This window comes from Vibrio sp. KUL70 (genome assembly GCF_059725515.1).
Window position 1 is genome coordinate 1370575 of the sequence record NZ_AP045834.1, and the last position, 20132, is coordinate 1390706.

Annotated in this window: 15 protein-coding genes, 1 pseudogene and 1 riboswitch; of the genes and pseudogenes, 5 read left to right on the forward strand and 11 right to left on the reverse strand. The window is 43.7% G+C overall.

Annotated features, from left to right (window positions below; genetic code table 11):
- The first annotated feature begins 157 nt into the window (after window positions 1–157).
- Together AC6I7V_RS06075 and AC6I7V_RS06080 are read left to right on the forward strand one after the other, a co-directional pair.
- Window positions 158–1036: an NAD(P)-dependent oxidoreductase gene (locus AC6I7V_RS06075; RefSeq protein WP_498011544.1), complete on the forward strand. Its 879-nt coding sequence runs from the start codon at window positions 158–160 to the stop codon at window positions 1034–1036.
- Window positions 1037–1362: 326 nt separating this feature from the next.
- Window positions 1363–2394: a hypothetical protein gene (locus AC6I7V_RS06080; RefSeq protein ID WP_255230852.1), complete on the forward strand. Its 1032-nt coding sequence runs from the start codon at window positions 1363–1365 to the stop codon at window positions 2392–2394.
- Between the two features lie 176 nt (window positions 2395–2570).
- Here the strand turns inward: AC6I7V_RS06080 and AC6I7V_RS06085 are convergent.
- The 4 genes and pseudogenes from AC6I7V_RS06085 to AC6I7V_RS06100 all read right to left on the reverse strand — a co-directional run bounded on the left by AC6I7V_RS06085 (window position 2571) and on the right by AC6I7V_RS06100 (window position 8142).
- Window positions 2571–4783 (reverse strand): annotated as a pseudogene (locus AC6I7V_RS06085) (hypothetical protein).
- 351 nt (window positions 4784–5134) lie between these two features.
- A complete protein-coding gene (locus AC6I7V_RS06090; protein WP_498011545.1) occupies window positions 5135–5617 on the reverse strand; it encodes a peptide-methionine (S)-S-oxide reductase in 483 nt (160 codons plus the stop codon).
- Between the two features lie 101 nt (window positions 5618–5718).
- Window positions 5719–6594: an EamA family transporter gene (locus tag AC6I7V_RS06095; RefSeq protein WP_498011546.1), complete on the reverse strand. Its 876-nt coding sequence runs from the start codon at window positions 6592–6594 to the stop codon at window positions 5719–5721.
- A gap of 75 nt (window positions 6595–6669) precedes the next feature.
- Complete coding sequence (locus tag AC6I7V_RS06100) at window positions 6670–8142, reverse strand: carboxypeptidase M32 (protein WP_498011547.1); 1473 nt, start codon at window positions 8140–8142, stop codon at window positions 6670–6672.
- Window positions 8143–8418: 276 nt separating this feature from the next.
- Between AC6I7V_RS06100 and AC6I7V_RS06105 the strand changes: the two genes are divergently transcribed.
- Window positions 8419–9063: a LysE family translocator gene (locus AC6I7V_RS06105; protein WP_498011548.1), complete on the forward strand. Its 645-nt coding sequence runs from the start codon at window positions 8419–8421 to the stop codon at window positions 9061–9063.
- Window positions 9064–9303: 240 nt separating this feature from the next.
- Here the strand turns inward: AC6I7V_RS06105 and AC6I7V_RS06110 are convergent, their stop codons facing one another.
- Complete coding sequence (locus AC6I7V_RS06110; RefSeq protein WP_498011549.1) at window positions 9304–10704, reverse strand: alanine/glycine:cation symporter family protein; 1401 nt, start codon at window positions 10702–10704, stop codon at window positions 9304–9306.
- Window positions 10705–10823: 119 nt separating this feature from the next.
- Window positions 10824–10958, reverse strand: a riboswitch (glycine riboswitch).
- Between the two features lie 301 nt (window positions 10959–11259).
- Here AC6I7V_RS06110 and AC6I7V_RS06115 point away from each other — a divergent pair.
- Window positions 11260–11418, forward strand: a complete 159-nt coding sequence (locus tag AC6I7V_RS06115; protein WP_032549183.1) for a hypothetical protein — start codon at window positions 11260–11262, stop codon at window positions 11416–11418.
- A 70-nt stretch (window positions 11419–11488) separates the two neighbouring features.
- On the forward strand, window positions 11489–12223 hold the full coding sequence (locus AC6I7V_RS06120) for a chromosome partitioning protein ParA (protein WP_255230845.1): 735 nt from the start codon (window positions 11489–11491) through the stop codon (window positions 12221–12223).
- A 101-nt stretch (window positions 12224–12324) separates the two neighbouring features.
- On the opposite strand, the gene AC6I7V_RS06125 is transcribed toward AC6I7V_RS06120, so the two are convergent.
- From AC6I7V_RS06125 to AC6I7V_RS06150, 6 genes are all read right to left on the reverse strand, one after another.
- Window positions 12325–13866 (reverse strand): alanine/glycine:cation symporter family protein, encoded by a 1542-nt coding sequence (locus tag AC6I7V_RS06125; protein ID WP_498011550.1) that lies wholly within the window; start codon window positions 13864–13866, stop codon window positions 12325–12327.
- A gap of 630 nt (window positions 13867–14496) precedes the next feature.
- Window positions 14497–15654: an ABC transporter permease gene (locus tag AC6I7V_RS06130; RefSeq protein WP_498011652.1), complete on the reverse strand. Its 1158-nt coding sequence runs from the start codon at window positions 15652–15654 to the stop codon at window positions 14497–14499.
- Window positions 15655–15662: 8 nt separating this feature from the next.
- A complete protein-coding gene (locus tag AC6I7V_RS06135; RefSeq protein WP_255230843.1) occupies window positions 15663–16850 on the reverse strand; it encodes an ABC transporter permease in 1188 nt (395 codons plus the stop codon).
- A gap of 8 nt (window positions 16851–16858) precedes the next feature.
- Complete coding sequence (locus tag AC6I7V_RS06140; RefSeq protein ID WP_255230842.1) at window positions 16859–17833, reverse strand: HlyD family secretion protein; 975 nt, start codon at window positions 17831–17833, stop codon at window positions 16859–16861.
- A gap of 3 nt (window positions 17834–17836) precedes the next feature.
- Window positions 17837–19273 carry a TolC family protein gene (locus AC6I7V_RS06145; protein ID WP_255230841.1) on the reverse strand — a complete coding sequence of 479 codons (1437 nt, stop codon included), beginning with the start codon at window positions 19271–19273 and terminating at the stop codon, window positions 17837–17839.
- Window positions 19274–19467: 194 nt separating this feature from the next.
- Complete coding sequence (locus AC6I7V_RS06150; RefSeq protein ID WP_032549176.1) at window positions 19468–19695, reverse strand: hypothetical protein; 228 nt, start codon at window positions 19693–19695, stop codon at window positions 19468–19470.
- Between the last annotated feature and the right edge of the window lie 437 nt (window positions 19696–20132).

Genomic DNA, 20132 nt, shown 5'->3' on the forward strand with positions numbered 1-20132 from the left:
CTGACTATTTACTGGCATATTGTCTGATTTATACCCCATTACAAGCCTAATACGTCTAGCTGATCACAGATTCTAACTCAAGGTCATTGCACAATAGGTTTTGCACCAATATAATATAATCATACAATAACACATTACTTGAGTTTAGGAGTTAGTTATGACAAAACCTGTCATTGGTTTCATTGGCCTTGGTCTTATGGGCGGCAACATGGTTGAGAACCTACAAAAACGTGGTTATGAGCTAAACGTTATGGATCTTAACAAAGACGCAGTTGCAGCTTGTGTAGCTCGTGGTGCAAAAGAAGCAACTTCTGGCAAAGAACTTGCGGAAAACAGCGACATCGTAATGCTTTGTCTTACAACGTCTGCTGTTGTAGAAAAAGTGGTATACGGTGATGACGGTATCCTAGCGGGTATCAAAGAAGGTGCAACACTGATCGACTTCGGTACTTCTATCCCAGCTTCAACTCGTAAGATTGGTGAAGACCTTGCAGCGAAAGGCGCTGGTATGATTGACGCACCTCTAGGTCGTACACCAGCTCACGCGAAAGATGGTCTACTAAACATCATGGCTGCTGGCGACATCGAAACATTCAACAAAGTTAAACCTGTTCTTGATGAGCAAGGTGAGAACGTATTCCACCTAGGCGCACTAGGTTCTGGTCACGTAACTAAGCTTGTTAATAACTTCATGGGCATGACGACAGTAGCAACAATGTCTCAAGCATTCGCAGTTGCAAAACTGGCTGGCGTTGATGGTCAACAGCTGTTCGACATCATGTCTGCAGGCCCATCTAACTCTCCGTTCATGCAGTTCTGTAAGTTCTACGCAGTAGACGGTGAAGAGAAGCTAGGTTTCTCTGTAGCAAACGCGAACAAAGACCTTGGTTACTTCCTAGAGATGGTTTCAGACCTAGGTACTGAGTCTTTAATCGCTGAAGGTACTTCTAAGAGCCTACAAGCTGCTGTTGATGCAGGTCTAGGTCAAAACGACGTACCAGTACTGTTTGATTACTTCACTAAGCTAGAGAAGTAATACAAATAAGCCCTGCTCATGAGAATTTTTCTTCCTTTTCCCTCATGAGTAGGGTTGCTCATTTGTCTGATTTATTTATCAGTAAGCACTCTCTTAAAGCACGCATATGCGTGCTTTTTTATCTTCGTATTTCTGCCTTCAATTGCTTCACCTCTTAGCACCAATTCGAGTGCAAGCCTGATCTCATAACCCTTAAAGATCTTAAAAACCATCAATTTATCCGTGTCTGATCTACGGAGACGGAAACTCCATGTTACTCTTAAGCCATAATTGAGTTGGAAACAGTGAATTTTCACTTGTGAATATCGGTATTAAGAGAGGTAGGCATGAAAGTGTCTAAGAAGGAGCGTAGAATCATTGGCAATGCGCTTGATGAGTGGCAGTCCCAAGGTGTCTTAACACAAGAAGAGCATGACAAGCTAGAGAGTACCTTCGAGGTCTCTGCTTTTGATTGGACCCAGATTGCTCGTTACTCGTTCACCATTGCGGTGACATGTGTGGTATTGGCAACCTTGTCCTTTGTGTTTGATGAATGGTTGATAGAGCTGTTCAAGAGCATCTTCACTGCACCAGAACTAGCAAAGAGTCTGTTCTTCTTCGCGGGAGCTATTGGCTTTTACGTGTTCGGTATTCGTAGAAGGAAACTTTACCCAAGCAAAGTCTTGGCTAATGAGGCGCTGTTCGTTCTCGGGATGATCAGTACTGCACTGTCGATCTTCTTCCTTGGCAAGGTTATAGAGACTGAGAACCTAGCACCATTGATTCTATTGGCTTCAGCGGTTTATGGTTTGATTGGGCTCTGGTTGCCGTCGCAAACGGTCTGGATATTCTCTCTGATAACGTTAGGCGCATGGTTTGGTTTTCATTCCTATCAAGTTCAGAGTGATGGTTACTATCTAGGTATGAATTACCCGTTACGATTTGCATTGTTTGGTGGAGTATTGCTGCTGGCGAGTCTCTACGTTTTGCCAAGAATCAGAGCGGCGATGGAATTTGAGAGTGTGACTAAGTTTGTTGGCTTGCTCTATTTCTTCTTTTCTCTTTGGTTGCTTTCGATATTCGGCAACCACGCTGATTTCAGTATTTGGTTAGATATAGAGCAGATCTCGATTCTGTATTGGTCTGTGCTGCTTCTGGTGGCTTCGTTTGTGGCACTCTATCTTGGATTGAAGCACCATGATGATATGACCAAAGGAGTCGCTTTGGTGTTCATCTTCTTGAATCTTTATAGCCGTTTCTTTGAGTACCTTTGGGAAGGTATGCACAAAGCCCTGTTCTTCGCGATTCTCGCGGTGAGTTTCTGGTTGTTAGGGACGAAAGCAGAGAAGATCTATCAGTTAAAGTTACCCAAGGCTTGATGTGTTAGGAAAACATGCCAGACAATATTGCTGATCATTAACCTTATCCCGAAACTCGCCACGATTAGTTTTTGATAGCGACTTATCAATGACGAAAGAAAAGCCTCTTGATTCTATATGACGAGAGGCTTTTCTATTTGTGATGTATTTTAGGAGAGAAACTTGGTACTCGCTGTTTATTCTGCGTTGACCAGTATTAGACCTTGGTACCCCCCAATTTGAACTTGGGTGACTGGATCTCCGAGGTTACCGTTAGCATCTACAGGTCTCATCGGCTTACCCAACTGAACCGTAATCAAAGGCTCTGAAAAATAACTCACATTTCGGCCATGAAAGTCGGTTCGATACAGCACTAAACCTTTTTCAAACTGACGTGCGAGAACCATCTCTTCTGGTCCGCCATTGACGACTTGATTCTCCGATTGGTAAGCGAAGTAAGTATGAGTAGGCATGACATGAGCTATTCCATTGGGTAAATCTTGATGAACTAACTCGGTCATCGCACTATCACCAATAATCGTGTAATCGGCAGCATAAGGCGTCGATGTTGATAGCATGAGTGGGATTGCATTGTGGTTACTCGGGATTTCCCCTGAAGGCGCACCTATGTCCACCTTCAATAACGAAGTAGGTTGGTAGGCAATGTTTTGAGCAATGCCACTGGTGTAGTAATTACCACTGGTGGTGTTATGACTCCCATACAGATAACTGCTATTCCACTGATTAAAGTAGGTGCGATCCGCGTGATGATTGAGGTAGTAGATGGCAAGGGCAGAATACTGATCTTGTTGCCAGTTTTCTTGCGTATTCTCAAAATATTGAACTCGACCATATCGTGTCGTAGCCTGGAAAATGACGCTACTACCAGACTGAGCTAACGCTGAGTTATCCCAGAATTTAGATATTCCCGCATAACCACTGAAGCCAGTAGTAGGGAAGAGATAATGCTCGCGTAGATACAGAGAGCCTGCATCGATGAGATGAGATTGCCCATTTCGGCCATACAGATTTGCCGTCCCGATATTTAAACCAACAAGTGTTCCGGGTTGATCGGCTGCAAGTCTGTTTAGGAACGACGAGATGCTTCGTCAGAGCCCGCTATCGCTTGTAACTCGGTAATGTTACCTCCGGAATATACGAAGAATTGATTACTGCCCAATAGTTTATTAGTGTCATCGTTGTAAGCCCCATTTAAGCCTTGTTCTGTCCAATTTGTTGCGTAGTAAGTCGACATAGCCTCTTGATAGTCGTTGTTAGCCAAATTTGTTAATGCCCAAGACGAAGACTGATTCCACATGCGACCGAAAGGGATAACCCGGGATTCCCAGCGAAAACGAGCAGTAGCGTTTTTGTTTGTACGAGCTTTGTATTCAGAGTTTGATAGATAGTTGTCGTTGTTGATGTCTGCTGATTGATCAAAGCCTCTGATCTTTCTCCATCTCTCGATTGTTCGACCATCTGGCGTTGTTTCTGCTGCGTCGGAAAGCTTCACCGTTGGGAAAGAGTTTTTCAGTTTTATTTCTTTTAAGCGTGGTCTGTGCTCTGGTTCGTTCCATCGAATGCGCACCACATACAGTAGGCCACCATCACGAAGATATTCAGAACCAAAATATTGCCCACCGCCATAACTGGCACCGCTGCCATCGTGCGTCGTTGCGCGCTTCCAATCATCCGGCATGTTCCAAATCACGGCTTGGTTCTTGGTCATGTTCAGGGTCTTATCTTTCTTGATCGAAATGGTTTGCCATTGGGTAACTTGACCGCGCTGGTCGATAGCATTTGGATACTCTATTGAGAAGCTTCCGCCGGTCGCAAATTGAGAAAATTTCAGCGTTAAGCGGTCAAACGGTTCTGAGTGATAGATGTAGAGGGCACCATTGTTTGCGGAGTGCTCAAAGACATCGGCATCCCAAGGCGGTTGTTGGTATAACCAAAACCCTGCGTGCGATTGATCGACTGTGTATCCAACAATCATAGGCTTTCGGTTGAGAATGGTGTTTTCACCGTGCGTAGAATCTACCTCCGCAATCACTGTGTCTTCAGAAAAGTGTAGGAAGAAATCCTCATAGTTTAGGTCGTTAGCTTCAGCGTAGTGTCTTAGTTCGTTTTCTACCCAACTTGAGTTGATCTCTAGTTTCTGGTTGTACATGTAACCCAATGTATTGCTGCGAGCGTTGTCAGAGGGCTCACTATAAGAGCCGAAAACAATATCACTATTGCTCAGCTCCCAATCAATGAGCTCTTGGGCTGTCAGATCAACACCATTATGATTGGTTGTAGATTCGTGCTGGCCTGGAAGGATAAAAGCGGTGCCTGCAGAAGGAAATTCAGTTGAAACCGCACTGAGTGAACTCGCCATCAAAGTGGCTGCCAAAATAGTTTTAGTCATTCCCACACTTCCAAATCCAAAAATTACAGCAAAAAACGATACGTCAAATTGACAATCAAATTAGGAAAAAGTATTGGTGATTGAACCTGTGGGATCAAGGTACAGCCAAGTACGAAAAGATATGCAATCAGTTTAATTTTAAGTAAATCAGGTATCTTGAGTGGTGATTTTTTGGTGTTTTCTGTAGTTCTTATCGTCAATATTGGAGGGTAGTATCGGTTATGGATTCTCAATTTGAGAATTTTGTCGAGGTTGAAATCGCCCTAAAAATGAATGTCACTGTCGCAAGTGATCACAACAAGGTGCGTTAATCTAACTGACGTTATGACCTCGAAGATAAAAAGCGCAGTGTTACTTCGCTTTGTACTTATGCAGTAGATCCCAAGGAATATGACACAAGTGGTGATTCTCTGGATGAAGTGACAGATGGTGCTGGTGGATATCGTCACTTGGAACAAAGTTTGTCAAAGGCAAAACCTCTAGAGCAATTCGATCGGCATCGTCTCGAGCTGCAATGATTTGCTTGGCTTGCTCAACATGGTTCGGCTGTTCACTATAAATACCGGTTCGGTACTTTTCGCCAACGTCATTTCCCTGCTTGTTTACACTGTATGGATCGATAATCTCGAAAAGGTGATGTATGAGCGTTTCTAAAGCGACCTTTGTCGGATCGAAAGTCACTTCTACACATTCGGCGTAACCGTCGTAATCGCCTTGAGTTGTCGTATTTGTACCATTAGCACGCCCAGCCTTGGTATCAATAACGCCAGGTACGTATTTAATAAACTCTTGGACTCCCCATAGGCAGCCGCCGGCTAGGTAAATTTTTTCCATTACACTTTGCTCATATAACTAAACCAGGACCATGTTAATGGCTCATAGTTGTTGAATCCAGTCAGCAGGTGAGGGAGACCTCACTTGGTAGCATGAATTAACTATTGCCACATCACCAAAATAGCGGCAATCACGATAAAGAATAGGGCAAGCATATCTTTGTGCTTAACTGGCTCTTTAAGCCAGAATATCGAAATCAACATGGTGAAAAACACTTCTATTTGCCCGAGTGTTTTTACATAAGGCACTGCCTGCAGCGACATTGCGCTAAACCAACCAAGCGAACCCACAAAGCTCGCAATACTGGTCATGATCACCAATTTGGGTTTATTGAACATTAGCTTCAATGTGTCGCGGTCTTTTAAAAGCAAATACGTTAATAGCAGTAGGGTTTGCGTCAGAATGACAATGAACAAAACCCACGCAGCACTGTGCGGAAATGGCAAGTTAAGGCTCAGGCTCGCTTCACGGATCCATAGTGAAGTAAGAGCAAAAGCGGTACTACAAGCAAGACCAATTGAAGCGGTTTTTAGAGAGACACTGCGAACACCATTGGCACAACTAAGCAGAAATACCGCGACCATACCAAAAGCGACGCCAATCCAACCGAGTAGTGTTAACGAAGTGCCAAAAAATAGAATCCCCAATATTGCTGAAACGGGGGCTTCGCTCTTTGCCAGTCCAGCACCAATCGCAAAGTTACGTTGCTTAAACAGTACCACCATTAAACCTGTGGCGACGATCTGCATAACAGAAGCGCCAGCCAAAAAGAAGTAAGAGTGCCCAGTAAACGTTGGCATTGGAGCATCTTGGTATTGGTACAGGCAGATCAAATAGAGTGGGGCTAGAGGGCTTGCCCAAAGAAAACGCGCAAGTGTTACGCCTGAAACGTTCAAGGTTTGACTTAAGCGGCTTTGAAAAGCGTTTCTCCATGCTTGGCTCGACGCCGCAAGCACAGTGAACAGGATCCATTCCATGGTTATCTTTCCTTGGGGAAGGGGAAAAGGAGCAGCGTATGATTCTCGCTGCTCGGTACTGTTTTGAATACAGTCTTATAGGTAGCGAGCTTTCAAGTGCTCTTGGAAGAACTTGGCGTTCAGCGTTTCACCTGTCGCGCCTTTCACTAACTCATCCGTTGTGAGTAGGCTTCCTTTGCTCCAGATGTTGTTCTCCAACCAGCTAAAGATCGGCGTCAGATCACCAGATTGAATTACTTGGTCAACATCGACCGTTTGCTTCATCGCTGCCATAAACTGCGCTGCATACATTGCACCTAATGTGTAACTTGGGAAATAGCCAAATGCGCCGTCAGTCCAGTGAATGTCTTGCATACAACCGTTAGTGAAATTACCTTGAGTGCTAAGCCCTAGGTAATCTTGCATCTTTTGATTCCATAGCTCAGGTACGTCGGTATGCTTGATGTTACCGTTGATCAAATCGCGCTCAATTTCATAACGTAAGATAACGTGCGCTGGGTAGGTGAGTTCGTCGGCATCAACACGGATAAAGTCTTTCTTAACACGGGTGTAGATCTTCTTGAAGTTCTCTTGTTCGAATTCTGGACCGTTGAAGTGGTTACCTGCCATATGAGCCAAATGTGCAATGAAAGCGTCGCTGCGGCCAATTTGCATTTCGAAGAACAGAGATTGAGACTCATGAATACCCATTGAGCGAGCTTCGCCTGCTGGTGTGCCCGCTAGTGCTTTTGGTAAACCTTGTTCGTAGCGTGCGTGGCCCGTTTCATGAACAATGCCCATTAGCGACTGTACGAATTCGGACTCATCGTAACGCGTGGTAATGCGGACATCTGAAGGTACACCACCACAGAATGGGTGAACACTTTCATCCAGTCGGCCATGTTCAAAGTCGAACTTGAGCAGTTTCATGACTTCAAGGCCAAGTGCTTTTTGCTTGTCTGTTGGGTAGTGACCTGCAGGAGCAATCAGCTGTTCGGTGGATTGCTTTTCGATAACTTGATCGATCAAACTAGGAAGCCAAGTTTTTACATCGCTGAAAAGAGCATCAAGAGAGGCTGAACTCGTTCCTGGTTCGTAGATATCCAGCATTGCATCATAAGGTGTTAAGCCTGAAGCATCGGCTCTGATTTGTGCTTCTTCACGAGAAAGTTCGACAACTTCGCGCCAGTTTTTCTCAAAACCCACCCAGTCATTATCGCCGCGCTGTGTTCGCCAAGCATGTTCACACTTCGAACCAGCTAGAGATTTTGCTTGCACCAGCTTTTCAGGAAGAAGGTTCGCTTGTTGCCACTGCCTTTTAATCTCACGCAGCGACGACTTTTGTTCTGCATTTAAGTTTTCATTCTCAGCATCAGCGAGCCAATCAGCCAGTTGAGGTTGCGTCATAAGACCGTGAATATGAACGGACAACTCTGCCATTGCTTCACTACGAGCTTGGTTACCCCCTGCAGGCATCATAGATGCGGCGTCCCAGCCACAAATTGCAGATAAATGTTGGAAGCGTGAACATTTTTGAGAATGTTCAACCAGTTTTTTGAATGCGCTCATCATAATTCCCTGAGAATAAAAGAATGAGTTTAGCAACCAATGGCATAGCGACCAATAGGTTTGTTCTACAAAGCGACCTCGGTTGTAAATAATTTGTAAACCATAGAAAAGGAATCAGACTTAGTGGTCTATAAAAGAAGTCAGTGGGAGTAATACAAAGCTTAACAAACGAGGATGAATTGAGTTAATCTGCAGCATATTAATTGTGCTTGCCTCTGTGTTGTTCATTTAGATATCAGCAGGCAAACTAAGCGTTTATTTTGCAAGGATGCGGTTATGATACTGAACTTTGAAGCCTTTGTTGTGGCGATCACCATTTTGACTTTGACTCCTGGGCTGGACACAGCTGTGGTGATTCGCAACACCACCCGTTCCGGAGTGAGAGATGGTGCCGTAACAAGTTTTGGCGTTTGTTTAGGTTTGTTTGTACATGCGACTTTCTCTGCGATCGGTATTTCCGCGATTCTTCTGCAATCAGCAGAGCTATTCCAAACGGTAAAGCTAATTGGTGCTGCGTACCTAATTTGGTTGGGAGCTTCTAGTCTTTATGGTGTAGTCAAAGGTAATGCAGGTTTTGAGGTGTCGGATGCGAAACACGATCAATTGAGTGTATCGCGCTCTCTTAGAGAAGGTTTTCTTTCTAATGTGTTGAACCCAAAAACAGCGGTCTTTTATCTAGCATTCTTACCGCAGTTTATAGATCCTCAAGGTTCACCATTTATGCAATCTATGCTGATGGCTGGAATCCACTTTATGATCGCTATGGTGTGGCAGTGTGGCATCGCTGGTGCAGTAGGCTCAGCCAAACAACTCTTCAAGAGTCCTAAAGTGATCGGTTGGATGGAAGGCGTCACAGGGGCAGTACTGATCTCATTAGGCATCAAATTGATTCTGGAAGAGCCGACAACGCCAACAGCTTAATTACTGAATTCTAAAGACAAAATGAAGCCGAAGTGTTCTACTTCGGCTTTTTTGTATGTTTGAGACTATCAATCTGATCGCTTAATACCAATCACAGTAAGTAAGTGATCAAAAGTAGCGCAGGAAAAAGGCTTGAGAACAAGGCGGCTTTTCTGCAACAGAGAGTTTCGATAAGTAGTTATTCTACAATCAAAAATTCTAACGCAGTTATCGAGCATTTTAACAAGCTAGGGTGAGCAGTTATTTACTACGATTGGTATAAATCATCGATGGTTTATCTGTTCTGCTTGGGTCGCTTTTCATCGTCATTTGGTTAAAGAACTGTTTGGTTTCTTCAATCACGACTTGGCGTAACAATATCAAACCGATTAAGTTCGGTATCGCCATCAAACCATTGACGATGTCTGCCAGTAGCCAAATCACGTCAAGCTTTAAGAAGGCTCCTGAGGCAACTAATGCAATGAAGATAACCTTGTACGGTAGAACTGCTTTAGTGCCAAACAGGAAAACAACGCAGCGCTCACCGTAATAGTTCCAACCTAAAATGGTCGTGAAAGCAAAGAAGATAAGACCAACAGACACCAGCATTGGACCAATTGTGTCGGCGTTAAGACCAATAGCAAAAGCGTGCGTCGTCATCGCTGCACCTGAAAGATCCGTTTGCCATGCACCGGTTAAGATAAGTGCCAAACCTGTCATAGTACAGATGATGATGGTGTCGAAGAAGGTGCCTGTCATAGAGATAAGACCTTGCTTAACACATGAATCAGTCTTAGCTGCTGCAGCTGCCATAGGTGCACTACCTAGGCCAGATTCGTTCGAGAATACACCACGAGCAATACCTGATTGAATGGCTAGCATGATACTTGCCCCTAGGAAACCACCGGTTGCTGCCGTATTAGTAAACGCCGAAGTGATCACCAAACTAATAGCATCTAATAGTTGGCCTGCGTTCGATATCAGGACACTCAAACAGGCGACAATGTACATAACAGCCATCGTTGGAACGACTTTACCGGCTACTTTCGCGATTGACTGGATACCGCCGAGTGTTACAACTGCAACAAGTAGGGTTAATACGATCGCAGAGAGCTCACGAGAAGCCCCAAAAGAGATTTCAGTTGCGTCTAGAATCGCGTTCACTTGCGGGAAAGTACCGATACCAAAACAGGCTACGCCAAGTGCAAATACAGCGAATAGAACCGCTAAGATACGAGAACCAACACCGTATTGCAGGTAGTACATTGGTCCGCCGACCATCTCACCTTTACTATCGACTTTGCGATATTTAACGGCAAGAAGGCACTCTGCATACTTAGTCGCCATACCGAACAGAGCAGCGAGCCACATCCAAAAAAGCGCACCCGGTCCACCAAGTTTAATCGCAGTAGCAACACCAACGATGTTACCAGTACCGATAGTCGCGGAAAGGGCAGTACATAAAGCAGCAAAGCTAGAAACATCACCATGACCAGATTTGTCTTTGGTGAACACCATTTTCAGAGCGGTTGGTAGGTGTCTAAACTGGAGTAAGCCCAAGCGAAAAGTAAAGTAGATACCTGTACCAACGAGCAAAGCAAGCAGCGGTGGTCCCCAAACAAGTTGGTTGATGGTTTGTAATGTTTCTTGTAGATAGTTCATAGGTTCCCCTTAATAAATAAAAATTTAAGGAGAAGAGTGAAAGGGCAGTACTGATCAATGAGATCGCACCACTTAATACATTATTACTGTAGTTAGTGTTCTGAATTAAGGTTGTTGCTTTCCACTCCTCTGTCCTTTTGCCTGAGAGTTTCACTTAGCGAAAAACTTACTGAGAAGTTTTGGTCTCTAAGCTTGCTCCTTCGGCGGCCGCTTGCTACAAAAATCGTAGTACGGCTCTCTCCAGAGGTTCCTCCAACGACAGTCCTCACTTTGCTGATTTTTATCAGCATAAAGCACCTGAAAGATTTACTTCTTCGGCGGGTCAATCTAACTAAATGTTAATATTTAGTTAAAAACCACTCTCCTGCAGTCTTCATAGGAACAATTACCCACATGAATAGGTAATCTGTACGCGTATCCTAGATCAGAAAAAGTGTGATGTCAGTAGTAAAATATCTGTTTGCACAAATCTTGTTCAACTAAATGATCAAACAACGTGACTCTGACGTAACTTGCTTATTTAAATGGTATAAAATGGAGAAACAAGGAGGAGTTATGACTCGACTAATCGCAATTGTTTTTTTATTGGCGTTGGCGTTTGTGCTGTTTCGTTATCGGACCAACGAAAAAGTGCAGAAAAGCGTAGTGATTGTCATCGTAGGTGGCTTTTTGTTGTATACCGCAAGCTTAATGTTTTCTGAACTGACGCGCTGAACCAAGAGTAGTACCCGTTACTGATAACTTTCCAGTGACATTGTAACCTTTAATGAATTGGAGTAACCCTGTGAGCCAACAATCTGGGCAAAATGAACAAGACGAAGTGGTTGTCATTGAAGAGCGTGACAAACGCAGTCAGCTATACATTGGTATTGCCGCCGTTATGGGTTTAGCCCTTGGAGGTCTGATTGGCTCTTCGGTTACAGCATCGAAATGGGAGTCAACTTATCAAGTTTTAGAATCTCGCTATCAAGAGCTGAACAACAGTAAGCAGCAGTTGGTCACACAAGTAGAAGCTAAGGTAGCTAAAGTCGACTCCGAAATTGGCAATCAAGTTGAAGCGGCTCTGCAAAAACAAGCAGAGGCGCACCAGAAAGAGCTGGACGAGATAAAAAAACAGACCGCTGTTCTTGAAAAGGCTAATTACTCTTTAGAGCAACAACTGAACGATCAGAAAATAGCACTAGAGCAGTCAGAACAAAAAAATCAAAAACTTAACCGCCAAGCAGACATGCAATCGACCATGTTTGAGCGCTCACGTGAACTGTTCCGCAAAGAGCTTCAAATCACACAGGCTCTTGAAGCGTTAGAGGCGGAACGTGATAGGCTAGAGCCAAATTTAAAGCCGCTTAAGAAGCAGTGTGATACGTTCCTTGAGGGGACATCTTGGGACGCTAAATCAGACTCTTGCGACAAGCTTGATGCTGCTAATTCTCGCTTGAGCGATATCAGACAGATGATCGAAGTTCATAAAATGGACCTTCAGCAAATTAAAGACCTGACTGAAGAGATTGGTTTGTAGTCTTCTGATCTTTTCTAAATTCTATTAAAAAAGTCCATATCAATGTTTGATATGGACTTTTTACTATTTTCTCAATAGGAACTTGGTGTTAAAACAAGCTTCTATTTTCCGTATGTTTTGATCTCGCCAGACTTTACTCGAGCTACGAATGAGTGAAGTTCTTTTTTCACCACAGGCATTAGGAAGTAAAGACCAAGGATGTTAAAGATAGACATCGCGAAGATAGCCGCATCTGAGAAGTCGATTACCGCACCAAACTGAATTGTCGCACCAATCACAACGAACACACAGAACATCACTTTGAACACAAGCTCAGTTGCTTTACCTTCACCGAATAGGTAAGTCCATGCTTTCAGACCGTAGTAAGACCAAGAGATCATAGTTGAGAAAGCGAACATGATAACAGCAAGGGCAAGAGTGTATTTGAAGAAACCAGCTGTCTCAGTAAACGAAGCGGCTGTGAGTGTTACACCAGTTAGACCTGAACCATCGAATGGACCTGTGTTTAGACCCGCGATAGTGATAACAAGTGCTGTCATTGTACAGATTACAACGGTATCAACGAACGGTTCTAGTAGTGAAACAAGACCTTCCGTGATTGGCTCTTTAGTTTTAACCGCAGAGTGAGCAATCGCAGCAGAACCTACACCAGCTTCGTTTGAGAATGTCGCACGTTTCAAACCTTGGATTAGGGCACCAATGAAGCCACCTACAACACCTTCACCAGTAAATGCACCAGTAAAGATAGCGTTGAAAGCAGGGCCTACTTGATCAAGGTTCGAACCAATAACAATAAGAGCCATACCGATGTATAGCGCTGCCATCCAAGGTACAACACGCTCAGTTACAGAAGCAATCGAAGGCATACCACCAACAATTACAGAGAAAACCAAACCAGCTAGAACAAAGCCTGTAATGATGCCGTATTCGCTTGGAATGTCGAATGCGTAAGTTAGCATTGCGTGAGCTTGGTTGGCTTGGAACATGTTACCGCCACCCAGAGAGCCCAGAATACACATTAGAGCAAAGCCGATAGCCAGTGCTTTACCTAGTCCGCCCATGCCACGTTCGCTTAGACCTTGGCTTAGGTAGTACATTGGACCACCAGACACAACACCTGAAGGTAAGATGGTGCGGTATTTAACACCTAACGTACACTCACAGAATTTTGATGCCATACCAAGAAGGCCACACAAGATCATCCAGAATGTTGCACCTGGACCACCAATTGCTAGAGCAGCACCTACACCTGCGATGTTACCAAGGCCGACGGTTCCGGAAAGGGCAGTAGCTAACGCTTGAAAGTGAGAAACCTCGCCGTCTTCTTTGGAGTTAGGGTCTGTGTATTTGCCTCGAATAATGTCGATGGCCATACCCACGCGCTTAAATTGAACGAAGCCAAAATAAACAGTAAAAATGAGTGCAGCGAGCAATAACCAACCAACAATGATTGGGAAGTTAGCTTCGCCAACTGGCACACTTTTGAATATTAATCCAACGAACCAACCAGTATATTCGTTGAAAAAACCATCAATACTTTGGCTTAAATTACTGATTGTTTGATTAAATGACCCTTCTTCTGCAAATGCTGTGGAACTGAATAATAATATAAACCCTAAAAATAATGCTTTTATGTTTTTCATGGTTTTCCCTGTCTTCTACTAAATTTTGTTTACTGCTGTTGAGCTTGCTTTCTATTAACTTTTATTTTCAATAAGTTATCTATTTACTTGGTTGACGACAAACGGCTTGTAGCCAACTCAATACTTCAAATAAATATAATTACTGAACAAGTTTTATATGGATATAGCGTCTCTGCGTGAATAAGGTCGCTCTATTTTTTATAACTGACCTTGCTGACAATCCTATACATAAAAATAATGTCATCAAAGAATTTTTTACAATTAATTTACATTTGTTTGGGGTTAGTCATCGTTTTTAGTAAGTCATTGTTTTAAAAATGCGACTCTTGGTCTTTTAGTATGTACATCAGTTTGCATGTTGACCAAAACGGATGAATTTGTATTGGGCATGTTGATAAAGAGAGTGTTTTGCGCTTTAAGTTGGGCTCTTGGCGCGGCAAAAATCTGGTAGTAGTGGTGGGGAAGTATGGGTAAGTTGAATCTTATATTTTTTCTGAAACACAGTGATAACTTTTTATTTGTGTTACTTTATATTTAACCGATAAAAAAGCCCTTTATCATAAAGGGCCATTCGAAAAGTAATCGTTAGTGTGCGTTATTTTTATAAATCACAAAGCCTATTGCTGGTCGTTATTCGCTATACCCTGAGATTCGTCTCTGAGATTTGTGAAACAACTTAATTGCTAACAACGAAGACCAAAGCACGATTTGTCCCCAAAGGAGCGTCCATTGTGGCGCTATATCTTGCCAAGTAGCACCCATCTGATTTATCCCAAGAAAGCCTTGAATTGCTGGGGTACTAGGAAACAGTTGCGACAGCCCTACCAACCAAGTTGGCATCATCTCTACAGGCCATATAAAACCTGAGGAGAAAATCAAAGGCATCGAACTGATCAAAACAACGACAGTGACCCACTCTCTTCTTGGCACAAATTCACCAATCAAGATACCAACTAAGCAGCTACCGACTAAGAATGGAAGCAGCAGTGTAAGCAATTGACCATGAGTTGCCAGTGAGTTAATACCGTAGAATTCGAAGCTCGCCCCAAAGTAATACATGGCGAGCAGGTAATAGATGCTCACGAGTACACAGCAGCGAGCGACAATCAGTTTTAAACCTGATACCCGAGACCAATACCCTTGAGTTGCTTGGCTATTTTGGGTCGCTCCGATCAAGCCAGATGCCATAGCGAGGGTTTGCTGAAGTATTAAAACAAATACCGCTGGTACAACGTAATCGATGTAGCCCATACGACTGTTAAACGTTGGTTTAAGGTTAAGACTGAATGCGTTATATCCATTGGCAGCACTCGCTAACGGCACGCCTTCAACGAGTAGGTGACTGACTTTAACCTGAGCGGCGAGTGTGCCACCCGCTTTAGCCAATCCCTCGATGATAGTACCGTACACGAGAAAGAATGAAGCATCGCCCGCATACGATAGTGTTGGGCTTTTACCTAGCAGCAGGTCTTTGTAGAAGTTCTCTGGAATCACCAAAAAGCCGCCAATTTCCTGATCAAGTAGTGCCTGCTTGGCATCTGCGAGACTAAAATCACGGCGAGTGATGTCAATTTGAGGTGTGGCATCGACCATACGTTCGAGTTGATAACTGCTCTTGCTTCCATCTAAATTCACCACAGATGCCTTTAATTGCTCAGGGGTTTGCTGCGCGTAAGGCAGAGGATAGAGAAAAGAGTAGAAAATCACCCCACCAAAGACGGTTAATAAAACGACAGGGTTTCGAACGACAGCTAAGATCTCGTGTTTAATGAGTTCGATGAAACTGATTGGTTTCATTATACGGCTCCATTCACAGGTTGTGCGTTCAAATGCTTGCGAATCAGAAGCAGTGTTACGATAGCTGGTATCACGTAGCCGAACATTGGCAGCAGCTGCATTATGGTTTGCGCGGTATTGATACCATAACTCGACAATGCGGTTTGAACTTCAATATAGTGACTGATTGGCAATAGGCTACGCCATGCTTGTGCGGCTGTATTCATGTCTGTTACTGGAAAGGTAATGCCCATAAACGCAAAGCTTGGTGCGGTAAAAGCACCTGCAAAGCTCATGGCTCTCGCGGGATCAAGTGTCAAAAAGAAGAAGGCACTACCCATGATCATGCAACAAATTACGGTGATCAGTTGTGCGAACATCAGAGCTATGAAACTCCCGTGATAAGGCCAATCTAAAAACAGGTAAAACCAAGTCATAAAGCCAATACCAAACACGAAGAACAGCAGAGTGTAAGGCAGCAGTGCAGAGGCAAGCGCTTTGACCGGTGATTTGCCGAGCCACTGTTTAAACGCTCTTTCACGACAATTGGCTGCTAAAACCAATATGGTCCCAACGACAATCATAATTTGCCACAGAGCTGGGATGATTGCCGACACTAAGAACTGTGAATAGTTGGTGTTTTTATTAAATAGGGGAGTAATTTGGCTTTGAACTGTCACGGCTTGGCCAAGTGCTGATTTAATCGTTTTGTCGCCGTGAGATAACTGCTTGGCCACTTCCACTTGAGCATTAAACGTTCCTTGTACTTGTAACAGAGCGGAATTGACCAGTTTTCCAATCAGAATAAATTGACTGTTGTAAAACCCAGACACTTTAGGGTTCATCCCAAGGTAGATATCGCGCTCAAAATGTTTAGGAATGATCACGTAGCCATAGATATCACGTTTGATCATGGCTTGTTTAGCTTGGTTAATATCCGTGTATTTTTGCGTGACCGCTAAGGTCGGAGATGCATCAATGAAACGGACAAACTGTTGTGAAAGTTGACTATGGTTTAAGTTCACCACAGCAACTGGCAAATCGCGAGCAATACCTTGAGAGAATATCAACCAGATACTCGCTACCAGAAGTAGTGGGATCCAAGTGAGGCTCGATAGCAACCATTTGTCTTTGCGCACGATTTGCCACTGGCGAGAAAATTCGTTGCCAGTGGTGTCAACATCGTTGTGTTGAGAAGAGTAAGACATAATTGCCCCTACAGCTCAACGACTAAACTCATACCCATGCGTAACGTATCTTTGTTATCGACGGGGCGAGCTTCAATTTCAAATGTTCTTAGGTCAAAGCCTTGTGCGGCATCCGTTGAGCGCCAAGTTGCAAAATCACCCATGACAGCAATATGGATAACTTCGAATGTCACTGTCTTATCAAGTGCAGGCAAGTAAGCGTCGAATTGAGTGCCTTTTTCAAAGTGCTTGAGGTGGTCTTCTCTTACATTGAGTACAGCCCAAGCGTCTTGGGTGTCGATCACTGTGACAACAGGGAAGCCTTGAGGTGCCAACTCACCACTGCTCAATAGCACTTGAGCAACTTCACCATTAAACCAGCTGTGGATTTGTGTATCTTTGGCGTAAGCTTCAACTTCAGCAACGGCGCCTGCAGCCATCAACGCTTTTTGAGCCGCTGCGACTTTGGTTTCATCACGAGCGCCTTCTTGAGCCAGTTTATACATTTGAAGAGCGGCACTTTCTGTGTATTTTGCTGCTTGCCATTGAGTTTCTGCTTCATCACGTTTCTGTTCTGCGACTACGCCATCTTTGTAAAGGTTGTTCACTCGTTGGTAAGTCTTCTCCATTAAGTCAGCAGCAGCTTTTGCTTTTAGCCACTGATCTTTCGCTGCTTGGATTTGTTGCTCACGTGCGCCTTTCTCAGCTTCTTGTGCAAGCGCGCCTGCAGCTTTCTCACCGGCTTTGGCTTGCTCTAGCTTCGCATCGATCTCAGGGCTCAATAATGAGAAGATCAACTGACCTTTTTCAACGATATCTCCTTTACGAACAAATACTTGGTCTATACGCCCTGGCACTTTGGAAGAGATGCTGTATTGCTGAGCTTCTATCTGACCTTGAATCCTAACAGGTTGCGGTAAATAAGCTTGATAGAAGCTATACCCAACCCATCCGATAATGCCAATACCGATGATTGAAGCGATAAGTGGTTTAACAGATTTCATGAATCATCCTTTTGTATTGGTGTTGTGAGTCTTTGGGTAAACAGCAGAAGTTGAATAGCTTGGGAATGCATTCATCTCACTGCTAAGCGCCAGTAGTTTGTTGAGAGAGACGAGATATTGGAAACGAGCGACCGATTGTTGGGTTTTAATGCTCGCTAAATAGAGTTCAGCATCTACCACCTCTAACGATGTAGAGAGACCTTGGTTGAAGGCTTTTTTACGTAGCGATAGGTTTTCTTGTGCAAGAGATAAGCTTGAATTCAGGCCTTGTACTTCTTCTATGGCTTGTTGAGCCTCAAGATAGGTTTTTTGAACTAATACGGTGAGATCTTGTTTTGCTTGAGACTTTAGGTATTGAACTTGTGAAACTGCACTGTGCGCAGCGGCTACTTTATCAGAGCGGCCAGAAGTATCGACCAGTGGCACATTAACACCAATTCCCACTAACCAGTCTGGTTTCATTTCACTTGCAAGCGAGTCATCTTCATACAGGCTGTAGTCGCCATATAGGTAAACTTCTGGGTAATATTTGCCTTTCTCCGCTTTAATCAGGCTGCTCGCTTGTTTCTCTTTTGCATCTAAAATGCGAAGACCAGGGTATGTCGTTAGTGTCTGGTCAACAAAGGTATCCATGTTTGGCAGATTATTGTTGATGAACAGGGATTCTGATGGCTCAACTTTCTCTGAAAGACCGAGAATCTGAGTTAGCGCTAGCTGGGCTATTTTTAGATCATTTTGAGCTTTGGTTCTTTCGACGATTGCCTTATCAAGAGAGGCATCCGCTTGCAGTCGTTCTACACGCGCGATCTGACCTTGCTCTTCAAGCTTAATCGCGAAATCTCGGTGTTGAGTTAAGCCCGCTTCAACGGCTAAACGGGTTTGGACTACGTCTTGCGCGAGAATTACCGAGAAGTAGTACTTGGTAAGGTCTTCGTAACGCGCTTGTTTCTCCATCAACAACTGACTTTGCGCTTCTTCACTTTGACCTTCAGCCGCCGTCTGAGCAGCCGTAATTCGACCACCTGTGAAGATAGGCCACACAGCACGAATAGAAGAACTAAAGATGTCTTGTTCTGTAATGGTTGAAGTAATGCCACCTAAACCGCTAATCAACGCTGGTGGAATCGGAATACCTAGGTTTGGCACACCACTCAAACTGTCCGCAAACTGCTCGCCATTGATAGTTATATCGCTATCGAGGTGGGTGTAGTTCGCACCTAAAGTGATAGAGGGTAAGTTGAGGCTGCCCGTTGCATTTTGAAGGTGCTGATAACGCTCTACATTTGCTTGCTGGGCGGCTAGAGAGTTATTGTTTTGCTGTAGTAGATCCCACGCTTCAGGAAAGGAGAGAGGCGCGGCAAAACTGACCGAACTTACACAACTTATTAGTAGTGCGGTCAGTGAAAATTTTGGTCTGAATTTTGGTGATGTCATCTTCATACTTACCAAATTAGAGTAATGACTCTAATGTTAACAGGCCGATCCAAATTTGTCTTGAACTGATTGAGCAATTATCTATTGCGATTGAGTATTACGTTCAGTCTAGATGCGGTGTTTCATTAGAAATAGAAAGGGCACGTTAGAACGTGCTCTTTTACTAAGTATAGAAGTGATTGTTTTAAAATGAAAATGTTCTAATCAAAGCCTGGGCAGTGGTGGTCTGCACGCCAAACTAGGTGACGCGAACCTTGCATTGTTTGAAGCAAATCTCTTCCGGACATTTGGGGGAACGCCAATAACACTTTTAGATCAAGTGGTGAAGTAGCATCTTTCTCATAAGCTCTGACGTGTGTAAATGTCGATTGTAAGTTTTTGAACAGCATAGCCTTAGTGAGGCAAATTCCAAAAGAATCGCGTTTCATTGCCTATTTTCCTTATCAACAATGTTGTTACGTTATGTTTTTAATCCGTTTCTGAAATCGACTGCGTCACTTTTGCCAATCAGCATTTGTTATTGGAGTGTCTGAGAACTAAAGACTGCCTCTTTTGTTATTGTGATTTCGGTGGAAAGCTTCTCTACATCACAAGATGATTTCCCACATTTACGTAGTTGAACACATTCGCTACGTGCTCGCGTGACACATACGATAATCGCCAATTGTTACCAGTGTGTTACCTGTTTCGTAGTGTCTGCTCTCAAGAGAAACGGTGTCTCTTAATTGGTTGCTTTATGACCACCCTGGTCATGTGCAACTAGTATAATTGTGTTTTTTATAACCAACCTAAAAAACAGCTAAAATCGGAGTGATCTAGGTCAACAATTAATCAGGAAACGGACTGCAAGAGTCCAGAATTTCTA

What these genes read in the sequence shown, in the direction of transcription:
- AC6I7V_RS06075 (WP_498011544.1), top strand. Translation starts at nt 158, where the DNA reads ATGACAAAACCTGTCATTGGTTTCATTGGCCTTGGTCTTATGGGCGGC.
- AC6I7V_RS06080 (WP_255230852.1), top strand. Translation starts at nt 1,363, where the DNA reads ATGAAAGTGTCTAAGAAGGAGCGTAGAATCATTGGCAATGCGCTTGAT.
- AC6I7V_RS06090 (WP_498011545.1), bottom strand. Translation starts at nt 5,617, where the DNA reads ATGGAAAAAATTTACCTAGCCGGCGGCTGCCTATGGGGAGTCCAAGAG.
- AC6I7V_RS06095 (WP_498011546.1), bottom strand. Translation starts at nt 6,594, where the DNA reads ATGGAATGGATCCTGTTCACTGTGCTTGCGGCGTCGAGCCAAGCATGG.
- AC6I7V_RS06100 (WP_498011547.1), bottom strand. Translation starts at nt 8,142, where the DNA reads ATGAGCGCATTCAAAAAACTGGTTGAACATTCTCAAAAATGTTCACGC.
- AC6I7V_RS06105 (WP_498011548.1), top strand. Translation starts at nt 8,419, where the DNA reads ATGATACTGAACTTTGAAGCCTTTGTTGTGGCGATCACCATTTTGACT.
- AC6I7V_RS06110 (WP_498011549.1), bottom strand. Translation starts at nt 10,704, where the DNA reads ATGAACTATCTACAAGAAACATTACAAACCATCAACCAACTTGTTTGG.
- AC6I7V_RS06115 (WP_032549183.1), top strand. Translation starts at nt 11,260, where the DNA reads ATGACTCGACTAATCGCAATTGTTTTTTTATTGGCGTTGGCGTTTGTG.
- AC6I7V_RS06125 (WP_498011550.1), bottom strand. Translation starts at nt 13,866, where the DNA reads ATGAAAAACATAAAAGCATTATTTTTAGGGTTTATATTATTATTCAGT.
- AC6I7V_RS06135 (WP_255230843.1), bottom strand. Translation starts at nt 16,850, where the DNA reads ATGTCTTACTCTTCTCAACACAACGATGTTGACACCACTGGCAACGAA.
- AC6I7V_RS06140 (WP_255230842.1), bottom strand. Translation starts at nt 17,833, where the DNA reads ATGAAATCTGTTAAACCACTTATCGCTTCAATCATCGGTATTGGCATT.
- AC6I7V_RS06145 (WP_255230841.1), bottom strand. Translation starts at nt 19,273, where the DNA reads ATGAAGATGACATCACCAAAATTCAGACCAAAATTTTCACTGACCGCA.
- AC6I7V_RS06150 (WP_032549176.1), bottom strand. Translation starts at nt 19,695, where the DNA reads ATGAAACGCGATTCTTTTGGAATTTGCCTCACTAAGGCTATGCTGTTC.